Source organism: Mesobacillus boroniphilus JCM 21738 (assembly GCF_000517385.1).
In the GTDB taxonomy this organism is placed as follows: Bacteria; Bacillota; Bacilli; order Bacillales; family Cytobacillaceae; genus Mesobacillus; species Mesobacillus boroniphilus.
On sequence record NZ_BAUW01000012.1, the window covers coordinates 37,671 to 54,900 of the forward strand.

A 17,230-nucleotide genomic window follows, 5' to 3' on the forward strand; every position below is an offset into this window, starting at 1 on the left:
CTACAATTCGATGTACGACTTCTTGAACATATTCCATTCTTGCTTTTGATCTGCCAATGCTTTTTTTCCAGTTTTGGTGATTCGGTAGTATTTTCGGCGAGGACCATCCTGGGAACTTACCCAGTAGCTTTCAAGCAATCCAGATAGCTCCAGTTTTTTCAGTGCAGGATACAGTGTCCCTTCTTTATAGCTGAGATACCCTTCACTCACCTCGTGAACCTTCTCCGTAATTTCATACCCGTACATCTCTTTTTCCGAAAGCAGCGACAACAAAATCATGCTAGTACTGCCTTTTAAAAGTTCAGTTTTACTCATGCATCGGCCTCCTCTATATCGGATTACTACTTACTTGGTATATCGTAACACTATATAGTGAGAGCTGCAATATAAAATTAGATTTATTTTCCAATTTTCTTTTTAAAGATTCTTTTTACTATCAGCTTTAGGTGGATCTTTTACATTTTCTCGAAGTTACAATAGGTAAGGACACATCAGCCAGGGGTTAAGCCGAACATGTCTTAATTCCTTCGTTTTCTTGACAGTTTTACTCCATTAACACCCAAAGCTGTTCGTTTTCTTTACATCCAGTAGCTGTTCTGAAAGGCATTCCGGAAGATATCCTTGTGAAGGGGAAAGAGACCACATAAGGGGATGAAAAGCCCCGAACGATACCCTTATGAAGAGGAAAGAGACCACATAAGGATACGAAAAGCCCTGAACGATACCCTTATGAAGAGGAAAGAGACCGCATAAGGGTACGAAAACTACGCCCAAATAAAAAAAGCTGCCATTTATGACAGCCGTTACAGTACTAACATTAATATTCGTCTTGTTGAGATCGATAAGCTTCCCTATTTTTGAGTTTTGCTAACCTGTAATCATGACCTTTTGATGCGGATGAATGGGAGTGGTGAATGTTGTGTTTTCTTTCCTTTTTCCAGTCATGATCGTCTTCATCATATTCATGGAACAAATGGGCAGACCGTATTTCTTTTCTGGCAGTAATCACACGTTTCGATGGACGTCTTTTACCTGATTGAATCCTTTTATCCATCTCTGCACCCCCTGATATTCAGCGGTTACTTCCCTTTTATTTTACCATGGATAAAATTGTCCTATTATGAACAACCGTTGAAATTTTTTAAAGAAAGGGTTAGAGGTTTGTCCTTACTGCTATGCGTTGTACAAGAATTCCCATCCTAAGAAGATTATATATTTTTTTCCTAAAAAACCCTTTTAATTAGTGTAATTTTACACTATATTGTATGTATGGTAAACAAATCAGTACTTTAAGGGGGATGACTAGTGAATAAAAAGAAGCCTTTATTGGGAGCAATTGCTTTAGCAGCTTTGTTGTTGATTTCAAGCATTGGTTATATGTTGTTGGCAGACCGAGATGCTTATCAATACTATACAGGTCTTGGTAGTGGGCTTGCTATCTCTGGAGATGATCAGCGGATTGCCTTTTCCTATTTCAATAATGGCAACTCAGCGATTTATACAACCGGTCAGGATGGAAAAGATGTTAAGAGAGTGAGCAATCCTGACGGGGTTTATCATACTGATCCTCAGTTTTCACCAGATAGCAGTAAGATTTTATATTTATCACAGGACAGTAACCATATCAAAACGCTTTACATAGAAAACGTGGATGGCGCCAATCCGAAAAAACTTTCTGATCATTCACAGCATATTTCTGGCGCTGTCTTTTCTGACAACGAAACGATTTTCTTCGCAAGCATGCCTGCAGAAGAGTTAAAGAAGACTGAGGGCGAAACTCAGGAGGGTTATGACCTTTTTTCTGTAAAAATTGATGGCACTGGTATGCAACAGTTGACTGACAGAGACTTCTTTACAATGGATAGCCTTGTCTTTTCTGATGATAAAAAGGAAATTCTCTTCAAGGATTTTGACGATATAAATGCGTTTGACCTGAAAGATCAACGGGTGTATACGGCAGATTTTCGCGATGAACTGCCTGATGACTTTTTTCATCTCATGCTATCTCCTAAGCTTAATGCTGTAGCTTATACGACGATCACTGAAGAATCAAGGGACACTTCACTGTTTGAATACGATTTATTTCTAAAAGATTTGCAAAATGGAGAAACAAAAAGGCTCACCGACTTAAATTCATCTGTCGTTTCTCCGGTCTTTTTTAACGAGAAAAATGAAATTCTCTTCCTGGAATATATAAATTGGCCTCAAGAACCAGAGGAATATAAGTTGAGGACAGTAGACATAGAAACCAAGAGGTTAGAGGAACTTAGCTTGAAATGCCCGATCTTGAAGCAAGCAGCTTTATCATGAAAACCATCGATTACTCAGTCAATGGCTGGACGGTTGGCCTGCTATATACAGTGCTGTTAATGCTTATAACTGTTTACGTCAGAAAAGAAAAAGTGTTTTTGCCAGCTTTAATCAGCCTGGCAATTGGGTTATTCACATTAGCGGCAAGCTTTGTTGTGGCTGCCGCGTTAGATCCTTGGGCAGGAATTGGCGTAGGCATGCTGGCAGCCGGTTTACTAGCTTGTACTATAGTTCTATTCATCTTTGCCTTTGCCATGAAGCTTTTAAGAAAAGGAGCAAAATAAAATGCCAGAATCAGTCGGAATGATTTTGACGCTCTTAATGAATATTGCCCTTTTTGGGGTTGCGAATTATTTTGCCGTGAAGCATTCAGCGAGGAATATAAAAAGACGAATTATTGCAGGATTGGTCTTTCTCCTTTTTACACCAGTAATTTTTTTCAGCACTCTCTACCTCGGTTTTACGTGGGATGACTCGGGATGGGGGGCAGGAATCCTCACTGTAATTTATACCGCGCTGTATATTTTGAATGGACTCATCCTGCTGTTGTCCTCCATTCACATTTATTTCAGGAAATAGATATTCAAGGCTGTCCGATGAAAATGATCGGACAGTTTTTTTTGTAAAATTAAAACAAAAAGCTGCCAATGGCAGCTTTAATTAACTCTTTTTATCCTGGTCGTTTTCCCTGATTTCCTTCTTAACATCATCAGCGAGTCCTTTCGTCGCATTCTTGAACTCTCTCATTGACTTGCCGACTGCACGTCCGATTTCCGGAAGTTTGTTAGGCCCAAAGATAATCAGCGCAATCACGAGAATCAGGATTAATCCTGGAAATCCTATATTTGAAAACATCATATCTCTCCTATTGAAAAAGTTACGTCTATTATATCGAATCATCTCCACAAATTAAACCCATAGCATTTTATGTATCAAATCCCCGTCGATGAAAATAATAAGATTGATAATTTCACATAAGGGGTGTTTAACATTGAGATTAAAATTATTACCATTAGCAGCTTGCCTCTTTTTATTCATGAATTTTTCCGGTGTTGCCCAGGCGCAAACTGAAATGCCTGCTGACTTCGGAGCAAAGGGCGCTCTGAAGGATACCTCGATTACTCTGGACGAAGCATTAGTATATGCCATCCAGGACGAGTACCTTGCACAGGCTCGTTACGACGCTGTCATTGGAAAATTCGGCAACATCAGGCCATTCAGCAATATCAAGGCCGCGGAGCAGCAACATATCAGTGCCCTCGTTTCTTTATTTCAGAAGTACGACAAAAAATCCCTGAAGACAACGCTAAGCAATATGTAAAAGCACCTGGTACACTGAAGGATGCATTTAATGAAGGAGTTCAGGCGGAAATCGATAATATTGCGATGTATGATAAGTTAAAAACGATTCCCTCCCTGCCGGAGGATGTAAAAATGGTTTTTACCCAATTAGGAAATGCTTCAAAAAACCACCTAAGAGCCTTCCAAAGAGGTGCCGGGCGAAATTAATAACAAATGAAAAAGAGAATGAAGCGAAGGTTGGGTAGATTATGTAAAACTTATGATCTTGCTAGCTGGGAGTATTTTTAATTACCAAAAATTGCAAGGACGCTTGGATATAGAAATCCAAGCGTTTTTTTGTATTGCCTTGTTAACTATAGCGCCCATTGTTAATTAAAGTTCTTCACAAAGCTGTACCTTTTACATTCGATCATTTTAGGATTGGTGCACCTAATCTTAAATAAGAATATTTAAAAAGATCGTTATTACCCGTTTCTAGATTCCCCTCTTTTACCTTACTTAATCTTTGTTATATAAAGATTGCTACTCCTTTTGTAAATCACAGACAATCCCCATGTTGTTTTATTTTTTTTAGAGATACCGTTCAAATTGCATGAGCTGCTTAGTTTTTATTTAGGAAATCAAGGGAATTGGCGTTGCCACCATAGGTTTAGAAACACTGATATAAATGTACGTTTTTAAAAAAAGCACCATGACTTGCATTTTCTTCTTTTTCTTGTTATGATGAATAAGAATTATTTTTGTTCGGTGTAAAGGATTGTATAAGTATCGACTTTTCGTCTTGATGATCACTTTGGGCAAGGATAGTAATAAGTTGTGCGATAGCACTAGGAGGCAACAAAAATGGAACAAGGTACAGTGAAATGGTTTAATGCAGAAAAAGGCTTCGGCTTCATCGAACGTGAAAATGGAGACGACGTATTCGTACACTTCTCTGCTATCCAAAGTGAAGGCTTCAAGTCTTTAGATGAAGGTCAAAAAGTAACGTTTGACGTTGAGCAAGGTGCTCGTGGAGCTCAAGCTGCTAACGTGCAAAAAGCTTAATCGTTATACAAACAGGCTCTTTAAATAGAGCCTGTTTTTTTGTATTCCTGCTAGAAGTTCATGAAGGAATGGCTTACTTCCTGCTTCATAAAAAGGATTAAGATGGTCTGGCTTTGCATTTACTCTTTTTCAAGAGCAAAAATATGTATCAAGCAAAAGAGCAGTTCTCTATTGGGACTACCCTCTTCTCTATGAAGCCTTTCTTACAGCTTCTGCTTTCGAACTCTCCTTTTTCATAAATTCCAGTTTAAAACCGAACAATGCAAAGCTAATCGATAATATTGGTACCTTGAAATTCAATACCGCATACGGTGCGTATTCAAATGGATGGCCACCCGAGGAAAGGCATGTAGAATTACTCTCTTATGAAGCACCAACCTACTTCGGGTTGATCTGTGCAGAAATCACGGCAAAAAAGAAAAATCTATCATCGACTAGATTTTTTTGATGTTTCCTTTTAAAGAGTCCATTATGTCCTCTGACAAGCTTGTAGGCAGTGTTTTATCACCCTCAACAACAACCCAGGCGTTCACCAATTCAAGGTCTGACTTTTTAAATGTGATGATATAATTCTGTTGCTCAAAGGTTAATTCGACCGTGACATGTTCCTCACCATAAGATTCGTCATCAATAATCATATTTGTCATTTCATATGAATTCATAGACAAACTCCTTTTCTTATTTCTTTTGTTATATTTGTCAATACGTAGAAATTTATTCTATTTACAGACTTGTTTACATAATAATTTTATAAAAACCATAGTTATAAGATAATAACGTGCCAGAAGAACCTTCCCTTATTCTGTTTTAGCCTTAATAACAAATTTTAAACTACCGCACCCTTCCCTTATCTTCTAATGTCGTGATGTTTCATTGCTACACAATAGAGAAATACTTCATGCAAAGTCTTCTTTGGCATTTAGTTGCATCCCCTCTTCAGATTATGATTATCTAAATCAGGCCGGTATCTTAGGAAGTTCACATGTTCTTATCCGTATAAAGTTCCTTTTAATTTATATAGTTTACATAATAATATTATATTAATTATCGGTAGCCTACTTCTACTTTACAAATAAAAACAATTATTTCATGTATGCAACTCGAAAGGATTTCCAAAAATGTGATCACACAAAAAAAAGCGTTAATCTCCTAAGATCAACGCAGTGATGTGTTTTTATTTAACCCTCTACTTCTTCCCATCCGCTATACATTTTCAACACCTTGCATTTCACTTTTCCAGATGGTACCGACAAAACAGTTTCGTCACCTATTTTTAAGCCTAGTAACTTTTGTGCAACGGGTGTATCATAGAAAATTTTGTTTTCATCTATATTCGATTCGCCGTAACCGACAATTTCATATATTTCTTCTTCGGTAAAATCCGTGTACTCAAACGAGCATTTTACGATCGAGCCAATCTCTACTATTTCAGTATTTCGTTCATCAACCTTAATAAATTCAGCTGACTTAAACACATGCTGAATCTCCTGAATGCGTTCCACTAATACACGTTCATCCTGCTCCAATTTATGAAAATTAGGATTAGCAATCTTATCGTCTCCGCACGCATTGAAGGCAATATTTTTATCAATCCGCACTTGTTTTAGCTCTTGTTCCAAATTGCTTATCTGTTGAAGGACCATCTTCTCTCCCTTAGGTGTGATTTTTAAAGACATATTAATCTCCTCTATAGTTTGTGTTAACTCCAGAATTAACTTCCCTCTTAACCTTTAATATACCCTGAAATATCGTTGAGCAGTAACATAATGTTTCTCAATAATAAACATGAGTACAAAAATGAAAGCTGCCAAATTGGCAGCTAGTTAACTTTCCACCTTTGTATCTGGAAGGGAAGATAAAAGTTCATTTATATTACTATATACTTTATCTGGCTGAATACTGAAGTCTATTGTCTGGAAATTAGGCAGCCAGTGTACTCCTATTGTAAGTACATTCGCTTGCTTTCCAGCCGGTATATCAGCGTCGCTATCTCCAAGAAGATCGCCTCTGCATTAGATACCCCCAGTTCTTCTAAAGCTTTATTAATCCCTTCAGGATGGGGTTTTGGAAAATCCACGTCATCGCCAGTCACAATAACATCAAAAATATTATTTAACTCCAGGCATTATGAGATTTACAGGGACCGACATGAACATTTAGTTCCGAAAAATAAAGAAATATACACCTTACTTATTGAGTTGAAAAAACGTGGCTATAAACTGGGAATAGTGACTGGAAAAGCACGGAAAAGTCTGGACATATCTTTAGAAGATTCTCACGAATGATACCAGTCTCTGAAGGACCAAACATGGATTTAATCTCTTCTGTTGTGACATCACGCTCATCAAATTTCTTAAACACTGATTCAAACGCCAAGAAACACACAGGCAATGTATCAGCAAGAGTACCATCAAAGTCAAAAAGAACTGCTTTAATATCAATCACATCCTATAATTTTATACGTTACTTTTGAGATACTCTGAAGTGGAAATACCTCATGAAAGTGTTTAACTATACTCTTTTTTCACTACAAATCTACTGACTAGCTCGTACGGTCTGGCTTTGAATGCTTCATACGGTATGAAGTTCGCATCCATAGCGTCCAGGGCCCTGTTTCTAAATTGTTCCCTCGTAATAAATTGTTCAATATTCTCTTTCGTTATTTTTGTAAAAAAAACCTCTGAAGTTTCCCCCTCAGCTGTCCTGACTTCACCTGACTGATACTCAGCTCTGAAGACTACACATGTTACTCCGCTCGTCACGTTTTGATAAATACCCGTTATCCCGAATAAATCCACCTTAACCCCAGTCTCTTCAAATACCTCGCGATGAATTGCCTCTTCCAATGTTTCACCTTCTTCAACCTGTCCGCCAGGCATTTCCATTGTGTCGGATCGGTGAAAATTCCTGACTAGGAGAACATCGCCATCTTTGTTTGTGATATATCCACTAACAGATAAAATATGTTTAGGCGGATGATAGTTAGCAGTTGAAGACAAGAAACCTTTGTCTGCCTCTATGTAATATTCTCCTAACTCTTTCATTGCTGACTGGTACTCTTCACTATTTTCAATTAAACTATTGATCCTTTCATAATGCTCCATGCTGCTATATTCCCAGATAACCAGAATTTCGTCATTCATATCATTCACCCAGCGTCCAATTAATTTAGCTCCATTTTTTATATGAACTGGATAAACATTGGTATGAAAGAATTTATTAATCTCATTCAACTTTTCAGGTTTGACTCTGTATGTTTTTCTTTTAAAGATCATTTTTAGCTCTCCTTCCTCTTCCTTTAATTTCCACAAAAAAGAGTTAAAATCCTTCAATATAGGGGCTAGTTTTTATGAAAGAGCCCTATTACAGTCAGTAGTTCTGACAGCTGTACTTCGGTTTCCTCCAAACTTGTCTGAAGTTGCTCTGACTTCTGACAGCTTTCCTCCGTTTCCATCCAAATCTGTCAGAAGTATTGCTCTGTCAAAGGAGTCTAACGCAGTTCATCAAAAAAGAGCCACCAAAATGGGCAGCTCTACTGATTAACTATTATTCCCCTTAACAACCTGTCCTTCAATTGACGCTTTTTTATCTCCGATCGACAGCCAGGTCACGAATATGAGCATGATCATCGCACCCATCAGCTGGACGCTCTGGAGCATGGTGTCGAACCATATCACTGAAATAACCATAACGGTTAAAGGCTCAACACTTGAAAGAATGCTAGTTTCGACAGCTGTGATGTAATTCATGCTCATTAAGAACAGCAGGAACGCCAGTGTGCCAAAGAAGATCAAGATGGCCATGATGAAAATCATCTTCGGCTGAGCTATTATATGCCATTCATTACTCATCCAAACTCGGATGATTAATCCAAGAACGATTCCGCCGAACAACATACTCCAACCGACAATTGCCAAGACGCTCCATTCCTTCATCAAGCGAGCCGGGTAAAGTGTATAGAAAGCAAACGTAAGACCCACCGCGACTCCCCATAGCAATGCCGTCGGACTTACCAGCAAACCACTAATCGACCCATTCGTCAATAACAGGTAAAGCCCGGCCAATGTACCCCCAATGCCAAGCATCTGATAACGTGGCGGCCATTTTTTATGATTAAAAGAAACATAGAGAACAACAAAAATCGGAGCGGAGAATTGCAGCAATGTCGCTACTACCGCATTGCTCGCTTCGATTGCCATCGTAAAAGTATACTGTAACCCTACCATCCCGAGAATGCTGAAAATAATCAGCTGGTTCCGCCAGTAAGGTGTTTTCACAACTGTAAAAATATCTTCTTTTTTAATTGACAGAAACGCCAGGATGCTGCTTCCGGCAATAATCATCCGGATTGTCAGAATAAACGGAACTGACAATTCGGTGTTAGCGAGCACCCACTCCGTGATCGACCCAGTCATCCCCCAGAGCATGGCCCCTATGACAATCATAAGTATTCCCTTTAAACGTAACATCGCGAACGCTCCTATAGTTTGTAGGCTTGCAAAATGTAAGTTCCTAATCTATCTAATTAAATTTTATATTAGCATAAAAGTAACAAAACCTATCGAAGAATAGATTTTCAAACTCTACTAATCCTTATTTTACCACCCCATTCAGCACATCACTTCCTTTAAAAAGGCGTAACTTTGGGTAAATAATTGTCACGCTAGTAAAAAAAATGAAGGTGGTGGATGAATGAATAGTCAAATTCAACTTGAAACTTCAAAACTAAAACTGGCTGGAAAGTTTTTACCTTTTGCCGCACTAGGCATTGCCGGAACTCTTTATGCTGTCAATCTGAATGGCCGGCGAAGGACTGCCGCTTACTCACACTCAAGAATCCTTGAAAATATCGAACAAGGCACCAAACAAATCAAACTGGAATGGAAGGGTTCAAACAGGCATTATCGTGTGTTCAGAGGCGAGGAACTGATTTATGAAGGAATGGAACCAATGCTAGTGGACCAAAACCTCGTTCCAGGTACCCTTTACACTTACTGCATTGAAGCCCTTGATAACCATGGCAATGCGCAGGACAGAATGCGCATCCAAACGACTACATCAGTGGATTTTACGGAAATAGACAATATTCTTGAGGACTTACTGATTACAATCATTGTTACTCATGGGCAAATCAGTTTTGAATGGGAACCAATTGAGGGTGTAACAGAGTATACGATTTTCAGGAATGGCATTAAGTTGGAAACAGTGGCATACTGCGCTTTTACCGATAAAATTATCAAGGATGACGATGTTTATACCTACATGATAAAAGCCAGACGTCCGTTGCAACGTTCAGAACAGCTTAAATGGGAGCTTAAATCGGTTGTCGTCAATGCGGTGGGTGTTATCAAGAAGGATTCTTCTACTGAAAGGGCTGCTGAAGAAGAGTATTCCATCACCAAAAGGATTGGACCTCTTAAGGAATTGCTGAAATCCCCAATGGACAGCAAACGTCAAAACGGCCACTGGCAGCTCAGGTACACAACTTTTTTAAAAGAAGAATGGCTCAAAAATCCGAATGCCGCGTCTGGGGATCACATTTTCAAAGGTGATCATCGCACATTCGATCCTGAGGCAACTGAATTCAGGACAAGAGGAGATGTATTTATCGACACGGACAACCCTTCTGCTTTTAAGCAAGGCAACGGGCATAACAGAAGCATTCACCAAGGACCATGAACGGTTAGAATCCGCGAGCGCCTCTGACGTGGGAATTCAATTGGAAAAGGTGCTTACAGACGATGACAGAGTTCAATTTCACCTGAACCATTCTGTCAGCAATCCGCTGGTCGTTTCACCCGCCATTGATTATCATGTTTGCGGAACCTTCTATAAGGACAACGAATTCGACTTAGTAGGTATTCATGATCAGGCACCTGAACATGAGATTTATCTTAAAGAACCAGGCACGGACGAGTGGCAAGTTATCCACCAGACTCAAAGCAAAGGACTCGAAATGATGGCTGACCCAATGGCCAATCATTACTGGCGTTACTCTACTTTCACTAACTAAAAAACGGAAAAGCTGGTCGTCAGCTTTTCCATTTTTTCTCTTATAAAAATCGCTTCCGCACATTCGGCGGCGGCAGCATGCAGCTTTCCTTCTGGCCGAACCATTTGTATCGGTTCCTGGCTATAAGGTCATACACGATATTCCTGATTGGAGCTGGGACGATCATGAATAAATATAGAAGCTTCCAGGCACCGCGCAAGTGGCGGCTGATCCTTAAGGCAGCGGCCAATTTATAATAAACCTTATCATTCTCAATCAATATCATGCTGTCGACATCATCGCGCACGCTATACTTTTTCAGCAGTTCCTGTCCGGCTTCACTCTGCAACGAGGCAAAGTGGAACGTTTCATTTGGATCACGATTCAGAATAAATTGGACACTCGCATCACAAAAGTTGCAAACTCCGTCAAATAGAATGACAGGATGCATGGAACATCCCTCCTCGATTTTCCTATTTCTATTCTAACATTTATCCTCTTCCTTTAAAGTCAAACAGCAGTTGATCAAATTGAAAAAAATGCCATTTAGGCTTATTCACGCAAATCTAATAATGTTAGTGATAATTTAAACATAATTTTCTCCCTGGTCATACCTTAGGTTGCTGCCCAATTGTCCCGGGACATCTACCCTACTCTCCCTACTTTGAATATATTGTAGAAGCTATTGGAGGTGACTATGATGAATGGCTTGTATACACATGGTTCCTCACCGCGGGATCAGCTGCTGAATTGGGAAAAGCAGGCACTTGATAAATTCATCGCAAAAATGAGTGATAAAGAAAAGCCTTTTCCCTGCATACCGGCAACAATTGGCTTTTCAATGAATCAGCTTCGTTATGGGTTTGTTGGTAATTCAAAAAAACTATCCACCATAAAAGAACTGGCCGGCCTTTTATCAATCTATACGGAGGTGTCAAGGCAAATTGGCCAATACACATCTTTGATTATATTTTATAAGACACCAGATTCTATGCAAGAAGAGACAGTAGAAGAATTTGAACAATTATTCTGGAAGCATCTACGTGGTCTGAGCGCCCTGGATGAATTCGATTGGCCAGAGGATATTCCAACAGACCCGCATGATCCATTTGGGAATTTTGTTTTAATGGAGAAAAGTACTTCATGTATTGCGCCACCCCTGCACATAAAAACAGGATGAGCAGGCATTTTGACGTGATGATGCTCGCGATCACTCCGAGGTGGGTTCTTCAGGAGTTTAATAAGACACCAAGCTATGCCAGGAGAATTAAGGCTCAAGTAAGAGAACGGCTTGCTAAATATGACAGCATTTCCATCCATCCTGACCTGAACACATATGGAGCTGAGGATAATTTTGAATGGCGGCAATACTTTCTCCGTGATGATGACACGTCCTTATCTAAATGCCCGTATCATAGGATGCTTAAATTTCTTGGTATTGATAATTAAAAGCGCAGGATGCTGGTTCCTGCGCTTTACTGTTGATTCAACTGACTGATAATTTCATTGGTGGTAATAATGGCTGCAAACTCTTTTTGCAGCATCGCCAGTTCATGTTCCTGAATCGACTCTGCCGAATGGTGAACTCCCTTATGGTCCGTGATTTCAAATGCAGCAATCTCGTCAGAAACCAGAAAGGTATCAAAGCCAAGATTACTGCTCATTCTTGTTGTTGTGGAGATGCAATGTTGAGTAGATAATCCGGTTATGACCACAGACTTCACTTGATTTTGTTTTAAATAGGCTTCCAGCTCGGTCCCAATGAAACCACTGTTCACATTTTTCGTAAAAATAATCTCTCCATCCATAGGCTGGATGATTTCCTTAAATTCCGTACCTAATTTGTTTCGATGGTGCAAGGGTGACGCTGGGTCGAGCGACAGATGCTTCGTGTAAATGACATGTCCCTTCCTGTTCCTCCATTCTGTTAAAAGCCGGGCGATATTTCCCTCTGCCTCCAGGTTGTTACGCTTTCCCCAGTATGGGTCGTCAAACCCCTTTTGAACATCCAAAATAAGCAATGCAGGCAGCTCAAGCAATTTCTTCATCATATCCCTCCTTACTTACTCCACATTCTTCCTACGTTCAAGGCTTTTTACTCTCACTATCATGGAAATTACTTCAAATCTCCTCACTAATCATGGTAAACTCTCTGAAGATGTTTTTTACATAGCGAAAACTTGATGAGGAGGATTTTTGTGAAACGGTATTCGCTGTTATTATTCTTAATCACTTCTCTCGTTCTATCTGCGTGCACCAGTGATGAACCAGATGAAGAAGTCGTAGCCGAACAACCGGCTAAGGAAGTTGTCAAAAATGAAGAAACAAAGCAGAGTAAATTTGAGCACTTGAAGAATATAAGTTTAGAGGTAACAGAGGAAAGCCTGATGGCATTGAAGCCTGAATCGATGATGGGTGATTTGAGCTATGAAAAGGACATAGAAGATATAGGTTTCAATACACCTGAACTGGACCCTGAGCTAAAAAATATGCTTCCGGCAAAACTTGAAGAACTTTCTAGTCAGACAGATGATTTGGAAACCATAAAAAAAGACCTTGTTTCCCTGCTAGCAAGTCCGCATTATAAAGAAATTATTGAGAATGCCAGTGCCTATGAACCTCATTTCGAAGTCGCAGAAAAATACCCGCTTGAATTATGGACCGTCGGAAGGAAAGAAGCACACCGGATCATCGACGCAGCCGCCATCATGTCAGAAAATGGCTGGATTAACGATGAACAGTATTCCGAGTTAAGAGATTGGGGCTTTGAGCGCAGCGAAGCATGAAGGAACTGCATTATGCCATAAGCAAAACCAATCGCGAAAAAGCAGATACCGAAAGCCAGGAAATCAAGCAAAGAGTTGACGAATGGGTAGCAAAAATGAAAGAACTGAAAAAAGAGCGTGGCGATACGTGGTAAAAAAGATGGTCCAAAATACGGACCATCTTTTTATTCAATCAACATGCCATGCTGAGTCCTCGTAAGTTTGATTTGCCTGTGCCGATTCACCTCCTCGTAAATCGCTTTGGTCACCACAATTTTTTCTCCATTAAGCTGAATCCAGTATTCCCGTTCCTCAGTAAAATTCCCAAATATATTCCTGGTTGTTTTCCCTACCCATTTATCCTCCACAATCCCCTGGGCAGTATCAACCTTGAATTGAGAATAGAGGTAATCTTCATAGGCACAAGACAATAGAATGATGCAGCCGGACCATGTTATGAAATAGAGTATTTTTTTCATCAATATCACCATTAATAGTTTTTGGCAAACTAGAAAAATATACTCATCTATCCAAATATATAAAAAAACTTTAACGTTTCAGAAACTCAGTGTTGAATTACAAAGTATTTTTATTTATCTTCTTTTCCAGGAGTAATTCATCTCTAATAGGAATCCCATCATACCCTACCATTGGAATTGAGGGTTTGATCTTTCTGGCTTTTTCAACAGCATTGCACAAGACCTGTGATAGCGTGAAACCACGTTTTTGCCAGAACTTCAGTGCATTTAAATTATCATTAGTAGTGACTAATTTCAGGACTTCACACCCTTCACTTGCCGCAAGGCTTTCAACCTCCTGAACGAGAAGGGTTCCGATTCCCTTTCCCTCATCTACGCTATCTAGAGAAATAATCTCACATTCATGTCCGGAAACAATATATGTAATTAAACCATTAATTTCCCCATACTTATCAAGTACCACAAACCCATCAAGGTTACTGCAATCATAAACGCCGCTTGAAATCACCATTTGTGGACTTCCCCAGTGAGCCTCAAAGAATGCTTTAACATTCTCTCTTAAATGTCGGTTTATTTTAATGACTTCCATAGTCTTACCCCCGCTATTTTTACATCAAAAAGAACGCAAACTCTATGCGTTCTCTTCAGCTTTATAACATTTGCCCGGCTAAATCGATTATATCTTCCTTTAACTGCTTATCCGAGACTTTAGGATTATAATAGCCAACACTATAATAGATTCCATCCTTTTCAAAAACGAGAGTTCCTTTCATATAATCTCCTGCCGTCCCATCAGCAAGCTCAACTTCCTCCCCTGGACCTTCTGGATAGTCGACTTTAAAATTATGGACAGTGATTAAAAAAATGATTTTATCCTCTTTGTTTTTTGAAAAACTCTCAAAATTTACTCTTAACTCTTTCCCATCGTGCTCGAAATCCTCAATGGTCATTTTCAGCGGCATGGCGGCAAAAGGAAGATCCTTTGGCGGCATTACTTCAAATGGCAATGCCTCTAAGCCAACTTTCAAGGATGGTACATTATAGAGGATCGGAATACTTTTCAATTGTTCCTCGGTGGCATTCCCAGTCGGTTCAACTTTCTCAAGTTTACTAGTATCGAGCGCTCCATTTTGTTTCTGCTGGCAGCCGAAAAGCAGTAGCGCCAGGATTATAGGAATAAATGATAACTTTTTCATCTGATCTCCCCCTTAAGTTTTAATACGGAGGAATCTTTGAAAAGTTTCAAAATTTATCCAAATTTAAAAACTATCTTGTCACTGCCCCGTACTCCGCAGCAAGCTCTTCTCTTAAGAACCTTGCCAGCTCGAGCATGCCAAACTTACCTGCTTTTGCTTCAGCATCTGAATTATAATTTGTATTTGTATTGATATCGTAAGTGAAGATTTCATCTGACTCATTTTTGATGAATTCAATTCCGGCAACATTAATATTATTTGCTTCTAGCACTCTTTTATATTTTTTAATAATTGGATCATTAAAGCGTTCGATCACCTGGAATTTTGGCTTTTCTTCAACCTCCTCGCCAACAGGGCAGAACAGGTCACCAATCTGGCAGGCATCAGCCGGGCATAGTTCAAAGCCTTCAGATGTGTCGACTCTCACCGCGTAGATGAACTCGCCGCCGACAAACTCGCATCTGGTGATGTAACTTTCCGGAGCCTGGATGTATTCCTGAATGAGGGTCACACCATCAACGGGTTCTTCAAAAGAAGGTCCATCAACATATGCCTTCAGTGCTTCAATCGATTGAAATAGCTGAACGCCAAGACCTTTTCCTGCCCGATTGTGCTTCGTTATAAATGCCTTCCCGTTAAATTCTTTCGCAGCATCCAATAGCTGCCCTTTCCCGACAGTCGCGATCGTCCTTGGAGTCCTTACACCATGCTTGTTCAGCTCAAGATATTGCTTAACCTTGCTTACCTCCAGCTCCAGTGCGCGAGATCCGTTGAATACTTTCCGGCTGTGAGCCTCCAGCCAGGCTAAAACCTGGGCAGTATATTCCGGAGCGAAACGATGGCCTCTTGTGTGGGACGAAGCGCTCATCCTGCTATAAAAAATTCCTTCTGGCGGTTCCTTTGATAAATCAAGCAAGCCCTCGTCCAGATGCCATTCTTCATATGGAACTTTCAGCTCATCAAGCCGCTTTGTCAAATGAACTGTCCAATCGTTATTTTCATGAATGATGTATACTTTGCTCATTATTTTTCATCTCCTTAATCTATTGTCTATCAAACAATCACTTGCTTCCTTTTTGCCTCAACAAGTGGCATTACCTGACTAGCAAAGCTTTCCATTTCCTCGAGCTGAGGAGAGAATTGCAGTAACAGCAAACCCAAGCCAGCTTCTTCATACTCTAAAATCCGCTCGGCGATTTGTTCGGGTGTTCCTATTAAATTTGGCCGCAAACCACGGTTCGATACCGAATAATCCTGTAACTGAATCTGCTGTTCAAGCTGGGACTTGCTTGTGAAATCCTTAAAGCCGGCATAGGCACTGGATTCTTTAACATTCGTGATACGCTCCAATTCAGCAAAGGCCTCTTCCTCTGTATCCCGGCAAATGACGTAGGCGGCCATTCCGAACTCTGACAGTTCTGGGTTTGACGTAGCAGCCTGCGGTTTTTCATGTCTGTTATTTTCCATTCAATTTCTTGGACCGTCCCGCCATGCATGACATAGGCATCACATTTTTCAACAATAGTCTGCTTACCTTTCTCGCTCTCACCGCCAGCGTATAAGATCGGATTAGGCCGCTGGACTGGTTTTGGGAACAGCTTGGTATCCTTCAGCTGATAAAACTTCCCTTCATAAGAGAAGCTATCTTCACTCCAAAGACCCTTGAGTACATCGATGAACTCTGTAGTCCGCTCATATCGCTCATCATGTTCGGTAAAAATCCCGCCGTATTGACGCGCTTCTTCCTCCCACCAGGCAGAAACGACATTGAGGGTAAATCGGCCATTGCTGATTTGGTCAATGTTTGCTGCCATTTTTGCAGTGATGGCCGGATTGTGGAAGCCCGGTCTTACCGCAGCCATGATTTCAATTTTTTCTGTTACCGAAGCCAATGCAGCTGCTGTTGTCCAGGCTTCTAAGGAGTCATGCTCGGGGCCTTTGATATCATTAAGATACAATTCGGCGATCAAAGTAGTTGAGTAGCCCCACTCTTCTGCTGACTGAATCACCTGCTTTGCATAATCAAAGGTAGGCGGCATGTTTTCATCCTCTACGTTCCTTAGCCATCCGCCAAATATCGGCAGCCAAAATCCATACTTCATCACAATCTCTCCTCTGCTCATTTAAACACAACTTAACCAA

Annotated in this window: 25 protein-coding genes and 2 pseudogenes; 11 read left to right on the forward strand and 16 right to left on the reverse strand. The window is 40.1% G+C overall.

Annotation, left to right across the window (positions count from 1 at the left end; all coding sequences use genetic code 11):
* Positions 1-315, reverse strand: coding sequence for a PadR family transcriptional regulator (locus JCM21738_RS05925; RefSeq protein ID WP_035209049.1), 315 nt, complete (start codon positions 313-315; stop codon positions 1-3).
* Between the two features lie 502 nt (positions 316-817).
* Positions 818-1,054, reverse strand: a complete 237-nt coding sequence (locus JCM21738_RS05930; RefSeq protein WP_023614590.1) for a hypothetical protein — start codon at positions 1,052-1,054, stop codon at positions 818-820.
* Positions 1,055-1,305: 251 nt separating this feature from the next.
* Here JCM21738_RS05930 and JCM21738_RS05935 point away from each other — a divergent pair, with 251 nt between their 5' ends.
* The 3 genes from JCM21738_RS05935 to JCM21738_RS05945 are packed head-to-tail and all read left to right on the forward strand — an operon-like array spanning position 1,306 to position 2,889.
* Positions 1,306-2,310: a TolB family protein gene (locus JCM21738_RS05935; RefSeq protein ID WP_035209051.1), complete on the forward strand. Its 1,005-nt coding sequence runs from the start codon at positions 1,306-1,308 to the stop codon at positions 2,308-2,310.
* A complete protein-coding gene (locus JCM21738_RS05940) occupies positions 2,307-2,594 on the forward strand; it encodes a hypothetical protein (protein WP_035209053.1) in 288 nt (95 codons plus the stop codon). The genes JCM21738_RS05935 and JCM21738_RS05940 overlap by 4 nt, the downstream gene beginning before the upstream one ends.
* 1 nt (position 2,595) lies before the next feature.
* Positions 2,596-2,889 carry a hypothetical protein gene (locus tag JCM21738_RS05945; protein WP_023614592.1) on the forward strand — a complete coding sequence of 98 codons (294 nt, stop codon included), beginning with the start codon at positions 2,596-2,598 and terminating at the stop codon, positions 2,887-2,889.
* Between the two features lie 81 nt (positions 2,890-2,970).
* Here JCM21738_RS05945 and JCM21738_RS05950 read toward each other — a convergent pair whose 3' ends face one another.
* Positions 2,971-3,165 (reverse strand): twin-arginine translocase TatA/TatE family subunit, encoded by a 195-nt coding sequence (locus tag JCM21738_RS05950; RefSeq protein WP_023614593.1) that lies wholly within the window; start codon positions 3,163-3,165, stop codon positions 2,971-2,973.
* 136 nt (positions 3,166-3,301) lie between these two features.
* Between JCM21738_RS05950 and JCM21738_RS25440 the strand changes: the two genes are divergently transcribed.
* Together JCM21738_RS25440 and cspC are read left to right on the forward strand one after the other, a co-directional pair.
* On the forward strand, positions 3,302-3,631 hold the full coding sequence (locus JCM21738_RS25440; protein ID WP_052019584.1) for a ferritin family protein: 330 nt from the start codon (positions 3,302-3,304) through the stop codon (positions 3,629-3,631).
* 824 nt (positions 3,632-4,455) lie between these two features.
* Positions 4,456-4,656: a cold shock protein CspC gene (gene cspC, locus JCM21738_RS05960; RefSeq protein WP_010331195.1), complete on the forward strand. Its 201-nt coding sequence runs from the start codon at positions 4,456-4,458 to the stop codon at positions 4,654-4,656.
* Positions 4,657-5,090: 434 nt separating this feature from the next.
* Here cspC and JCM21738_RS05965 read toward each other — a convergent pair whose 3' ends face one another.
* The 3 genes from JCM21738_RS05965 to JCM21738_RS25445 form a co-directional block, all read right to left on the reverse strand.
* Positions 5,091-5,318 carry a hypothetical protein gene (locus JCM21738_RS05965; RefSeq protein ID WP_035209058.1) on the reverse strand — a complete coding sequence of 76 codons (228 nt, stop codon included), beginning with the start codon at positions 5,316-5,318 and terminating at the stop codon, positions 5,091-5,093.
* 516 nt (positions 5,319-5,834) lie between these two features.
* On the reverse strand, positions 5,835-6,332 hold the full coding sequence (locus tag JCM21738_RS05970) for a GreA/GreB family elongation factor (RefSeq protein WP_023614596.1): 498 nt from the start codon (positions 6,330-6,332) through the stop codon (positions 5,835-5,837).
* 263 nt (positions 6,333-6,595) lie between these two features.
* Positions 6,596-6,748: an HAD hydrolase-like protein gene (locus JCM21738_RS25445; protein WP_321172024.1), complete on the reverse strand. Its 153-nt coding sequence runs from the start codon at positions 6,746-6,748 to the stop codon at positions 6,596-6,598.
* Here JCM21738_RS25445 and JCM21738_RS27670 point away from each other — a divergent pair.
* Positions 6,702-6,941, forward strand: coding sequence for an HAD family hydrolase (locus tag JCM21738_RS27670; protein WP_148296067.1), 240 nt, complete (start codon positions 6,702-6,704; stop codon positions 6,939-6,941). The genes JCM21738_RS25445 and JCM21738_RS27670 overlap by 47 nt on opposite strands.
* Here JCM21738_RS27670 and JCM21738_RS23100 read toward each other — a convergent pair.
* The 3 genes from JCM21738_RS23100 to JCM21738_RS05985 form a co-directional block, all read right to left on the reverse strand.
* Complete coding sequence (locus tag JCM21738_RS23100; protein WP_081742054.1) at positions 6,847-7,101, reverse strand: HAD family hydrolase; 255 nt, start codon at positions 7,099-7,101, stop codon at positions 6,847-6,849. The genes JCM21738_RS27670 and JCM21738_RS23100 overlap by 95 nt on opposite strands.
* Before the next feature lie 62 nt (positions 7,102-7,163).
* A complete protein-coding gene (locus JCM21738_RS05980) occupies positions 7,164-7,931 on the reverse strand; it encodes an NUDIX domain-containing protein (protein WP_023614597.1) in 768 nt (255 codons plus the stop codon).
* Between the two features lie 264 nt (positions 7,932-8,195).
* A complete protein-coding gene (locus JCM21738_RS05985; RefSeq protein WP_023614598.1) occupies positions 8,196-9,125 on the reverse strand; it encodes a DMT family transporter in 930 nt (309 codons plus the stop codon).
* Positions 9,126-9,348: 223 nt separating this feature from the next.
* Here JCM21738_RS05985 and JCM21738_RS24225 point away from each other — a divergent pair, with 223 nt between their 5' ends.
* Positions 9,349-10,335, forward strand: coding sequence for a fibronectin type III domain-containing protein (locus tag JCM21738_RS24225; protein WP_035209060.1), 987 nt, complete (start codon positions 9,349-9,351; stop codon positions 10,333-10,335).
* Positions 10,256-10,669 carry a DUF3238 domain-containing protein gene (locus tag JCM21738_RS24230; RefSeq protein WP_256360179.1) on the forward strand — a complete coding sequence of 138 codons (414 nt, stop codon included), beginning with the start codon at positions 10,256-10,258 and terminating at the stop codon, positions 10,667-10,669. The genes JCM21738_RS24225 and JCM21738_RS24230 overlap by 80 nt, the downstream gene beginning before the upstream one ends.
* A 40-nt stretch (positions 10,670-10,709) precedes the next feature.
* Here the strand turns inward: JCM21738_RS24230 and JCM21738_RS06000 are convergent, their stop codons facing one another.
* The gene (locus JCM21738_RS06000; protein WP_023614600.1) at positions 10,710-11,099 is read right to left on the reverse strand and encodes a thiol-disulfide oxidoreductase DCC family protein; all 390 of its coding nucleotides are present in this window, start codon (positions 11,097-11,099) and stop codon (positions 10,710-10,712) included.
* 249 nt (positions 11,100-11,348) lie between these two features.
* On the opposite strand from JCM21738_RS06000, the pseudogene JCM21738_RS06005 reads away from it, so the two are divergent.
* Positions 11,349-12,097: pseudogene (locus tag JCM21738_RS06005) on the forward strand (YqcI/YcgG family protein).
* Between the two features lie 26 nt (positions 12,098-12,123).
* Here JCM21738_RS06005 and JCM21738_RS06010 read toward each other — a convergent pair.
* Positions 12,124-12,696, reverse strand: a complete 573-nt coding sequence (locus tag JCM21738_RS06010) for an isochorismatase family protein (protein ID WP_023614602.1) — start codon at positions 12,694-12,696, stop codon at positions 12,124-12,126.
* Between the two features lie 150 nt (positions 12,697-12,846).
* Between JCM21738_RS06010 and JCM21738_RS06015 the strand changes: the two genes are divergently transcribed.
* Together JCM21738_RS06015 and JCM21738_RS25455 are read left to right on the forward strand one after the other, a co-directional pair.
* On the forward strand, positions 12,847-13,434 hold the full coding sequence (locus tag JCM21738_RS06015) for a hypothetical protein (RefSeq protein ID WP_035209064.1): 588 nt from the start codon (positions 12,847-12,849) through the stop codon (positions 13,432-13,434).
* Positions 13,431-13,568, forward strand: coding sequence for a hypothetical protein (locus JCM21738_RS25455; protein ID WP_243462909.1), 138 nt, complete (start codon positions 13,431-13,433; stop codon positions 13,566-13,568). The genes JCM21738_RS06015 and JCM21738_RS25455 overlap by 4 nt, the downstream gene beginning before the upstream one ends.
* Positions 13,569-13,598: 30 nt before the next feature.
* On the opposite strand, the gene JCM21738_RS06020 is transcribed toward JCM21738_RS25455, so the two are convergent.
* The 5 genes and pseudogenes from JCM21738_RS06020 to JCM21738_RS06040 all read right to left on the reverse strand — a co-directional run bounded on the left by JCM21738_RS06020 (position 13,599) and on the right by JCM21738_RS06040 (position 17,190).
* Complete coding sequence (locus JCM21738_RS06020; protein WP_023614604.1) at positions 13,599-13,892, reverse strand: hypothetical protein; 294 nt, start codon at positions 13,890-13,892, stop codon at positions 13,599-13,601.
* Positions 13,893-13,989: 97 nt separating this feature from the next.
* On the reverse strand, positions 13,990-14,481 hold the full coding sequence (locus tag JCM21738_RS06025) for a GNAT family N-acetyltransferase (RefSeq protein WP_023614605.1): 492 nt from the start codon (positions 14,479-14,481) through the stop codon (positions 13,990-13,992).
* A 61-nt stretch (positions 14,482-14,542) separates the two neighbouring features.
* Entirely contained in the window at positions 14,543-15,088 is a 546-nt protein-coding gene (locus JCM21738_RS06030) for a hypothetical protein (protein WP_023614606.1), read from the reverse strand.
* A gap of 70 nt (positions 15,089-15,158) precedes the next feature.
* The gene (locus JCM21738_RS06035; protein ID WP_023614607.1) at positions 15,159-16,112 is read right to left on the reverse strand and encodes an ATP-grasp domain-containing protein; all 954 of its coding nucleotides are present in this window, start codon (positions 16,110-16,112) and stop codon (positions 15,159-15,161) included.
* Positions 16,113-16,141: 29 nt separating this feature from the next.
* Positions 16,142-17,190 (reverse strand): annotated as a pseudogene (locus JCM21738_RS06040) (LLM class flavin-dependent oxidoreductase).
* Positions 17,191-17,230 lie beyond the last annotated feature (40 nt).

Bases quoted from the DNA above. Each gene is read 5' to 3' on its own strand.
- JCM21738_RS05925 (WP_035209049.1), bottom strand. From the start codon at position 315: ATGAGTAAAACTGAACTTTTAAAAGGCAGTACTAGCATGATTTTGTTG.
- JCM21738_RS05930 (WP_023614590.1), bottom strand. From the start codon at position 1,054: ATGGATAAAAGGATTCAATCAGGTAAAAGACGTCCATCGAAACGTGTG.
- JCM21738_RS05940 (WP_035209053.1), top strand. From the start codon at position 2,307: ATGAAAACCATCGATTACTCAGTCAATGGCTGGACGGTTGGCCTGCTA.
- JCM21738_RS05945 (WP_023614592.1), top strand. From the start codon at position 2,596: ATGCCAGAATCAGTCGGAATGATTTTGACGCTCTTAATGAATATTGCC.
- JCM21738_RS05950 (WP_023614593.1), bottom strand. From the start codon at position 3,165: ATGTTTTCAAATATAGGATTTCCAGGATTAATCCTGATTCTCGTGATT.
- cspC (WP_010331195.1), top strand. From the start codon at position 4,456: ATGGAACAAGGTACAGTGAAATGGTTTAATGCAGAAAAAGGCTTCGGC.
- JCM21738_RS05965 (WP_035209058.1), bottom strand. From the start codon at position 5,318: ATGAATTCATATGAAATGACAAATATGATTATTGATGACGAATCTTAT.
- JCM21738_RS05970 (WP_023614596.1), bottom strand. From the start codon at position 6,332: ATGTCTTTAAAAATCACACCTAAGGGAGAGAAGATGGTCCTTCAACAG.
- JCM21738_RS05980 (WP_023614597.1), bottom strand. From the start codon at position 7,931: ATGATCTTTAAAAGAAAAACATACAGAGTCAAACCTGAAAAGTTGAAT.
- JCM21738_RS05985 (WP_023614598.1), bottom strand. From the start codon at position 9,125: ATGTTACGTTTAAAGGGAATACTTATGATTGTCATAGGGGCCATGCTC.
- JCM21738_RS24225 (WP_035209060.1), top strand. From the start codon at position 9,349: ATGAATAGTCAAATTCAACTTGAAACTTCAAAACTAAAACTGGCTGGA.
- JCM21738_RS24230 (WP_256360179.1), top strand. From the start codon at position 10,256: ATGTATTTATCGACACGGACAACCCTTCTGCTTTTAAGCAAGGCAACG.
- JCM21738_RS06000 (WP_023614600.1), bottom strand. From the start codon at position 11,099: ATGCATCCTGTCATTCTATTTGACGGAGTTTGCAACTTTTGTGATGCG.
- JCM21738_RS06010 (WP_023614602.1), bottom strand. From the start codon at position 12,696: ATGAAGAAATTGCTTGAGCTGCCTGCATTGCTTATTTTGGATGTTCAA.
- JCM21738_RS25455 (WP_243462909.1), top strand. From the start codon at position 13,431: ATGAAGGAACTGCATTATGCCATAAGCAAAACCAATCGCGAAAAAGCA.
- JCM21738_RS06020 (WP_023614604.1), bottom strand. From the start codon at position 13,892: ATGAAAAAAATACTCTATTTCATAACATGGTCCGGCTGCATCATTCTA.
- JCM21738_RS06025 (WP_023614605.1), bottom strand. From the start codon at position 14,481: ATGGAAGTCATTAAAATAAACCGACATTTAAGAGAGAATGTTAAAGCA.
- JCM21738_RS06030 (WP_023614606.1), bottom strand. From the start codon at position 15,088: ATGAAAAAGTTATCATTTATTCCTATAATCCTGGCGCTACTGCTTTTC.
- JCM21738_RS06035 (WP_023614607.1), bottom strand. From the start codon at position 16,112: ATGAGCAAAGTATACATCATTCATGAAAATAACGATTGGACAGTTCAT.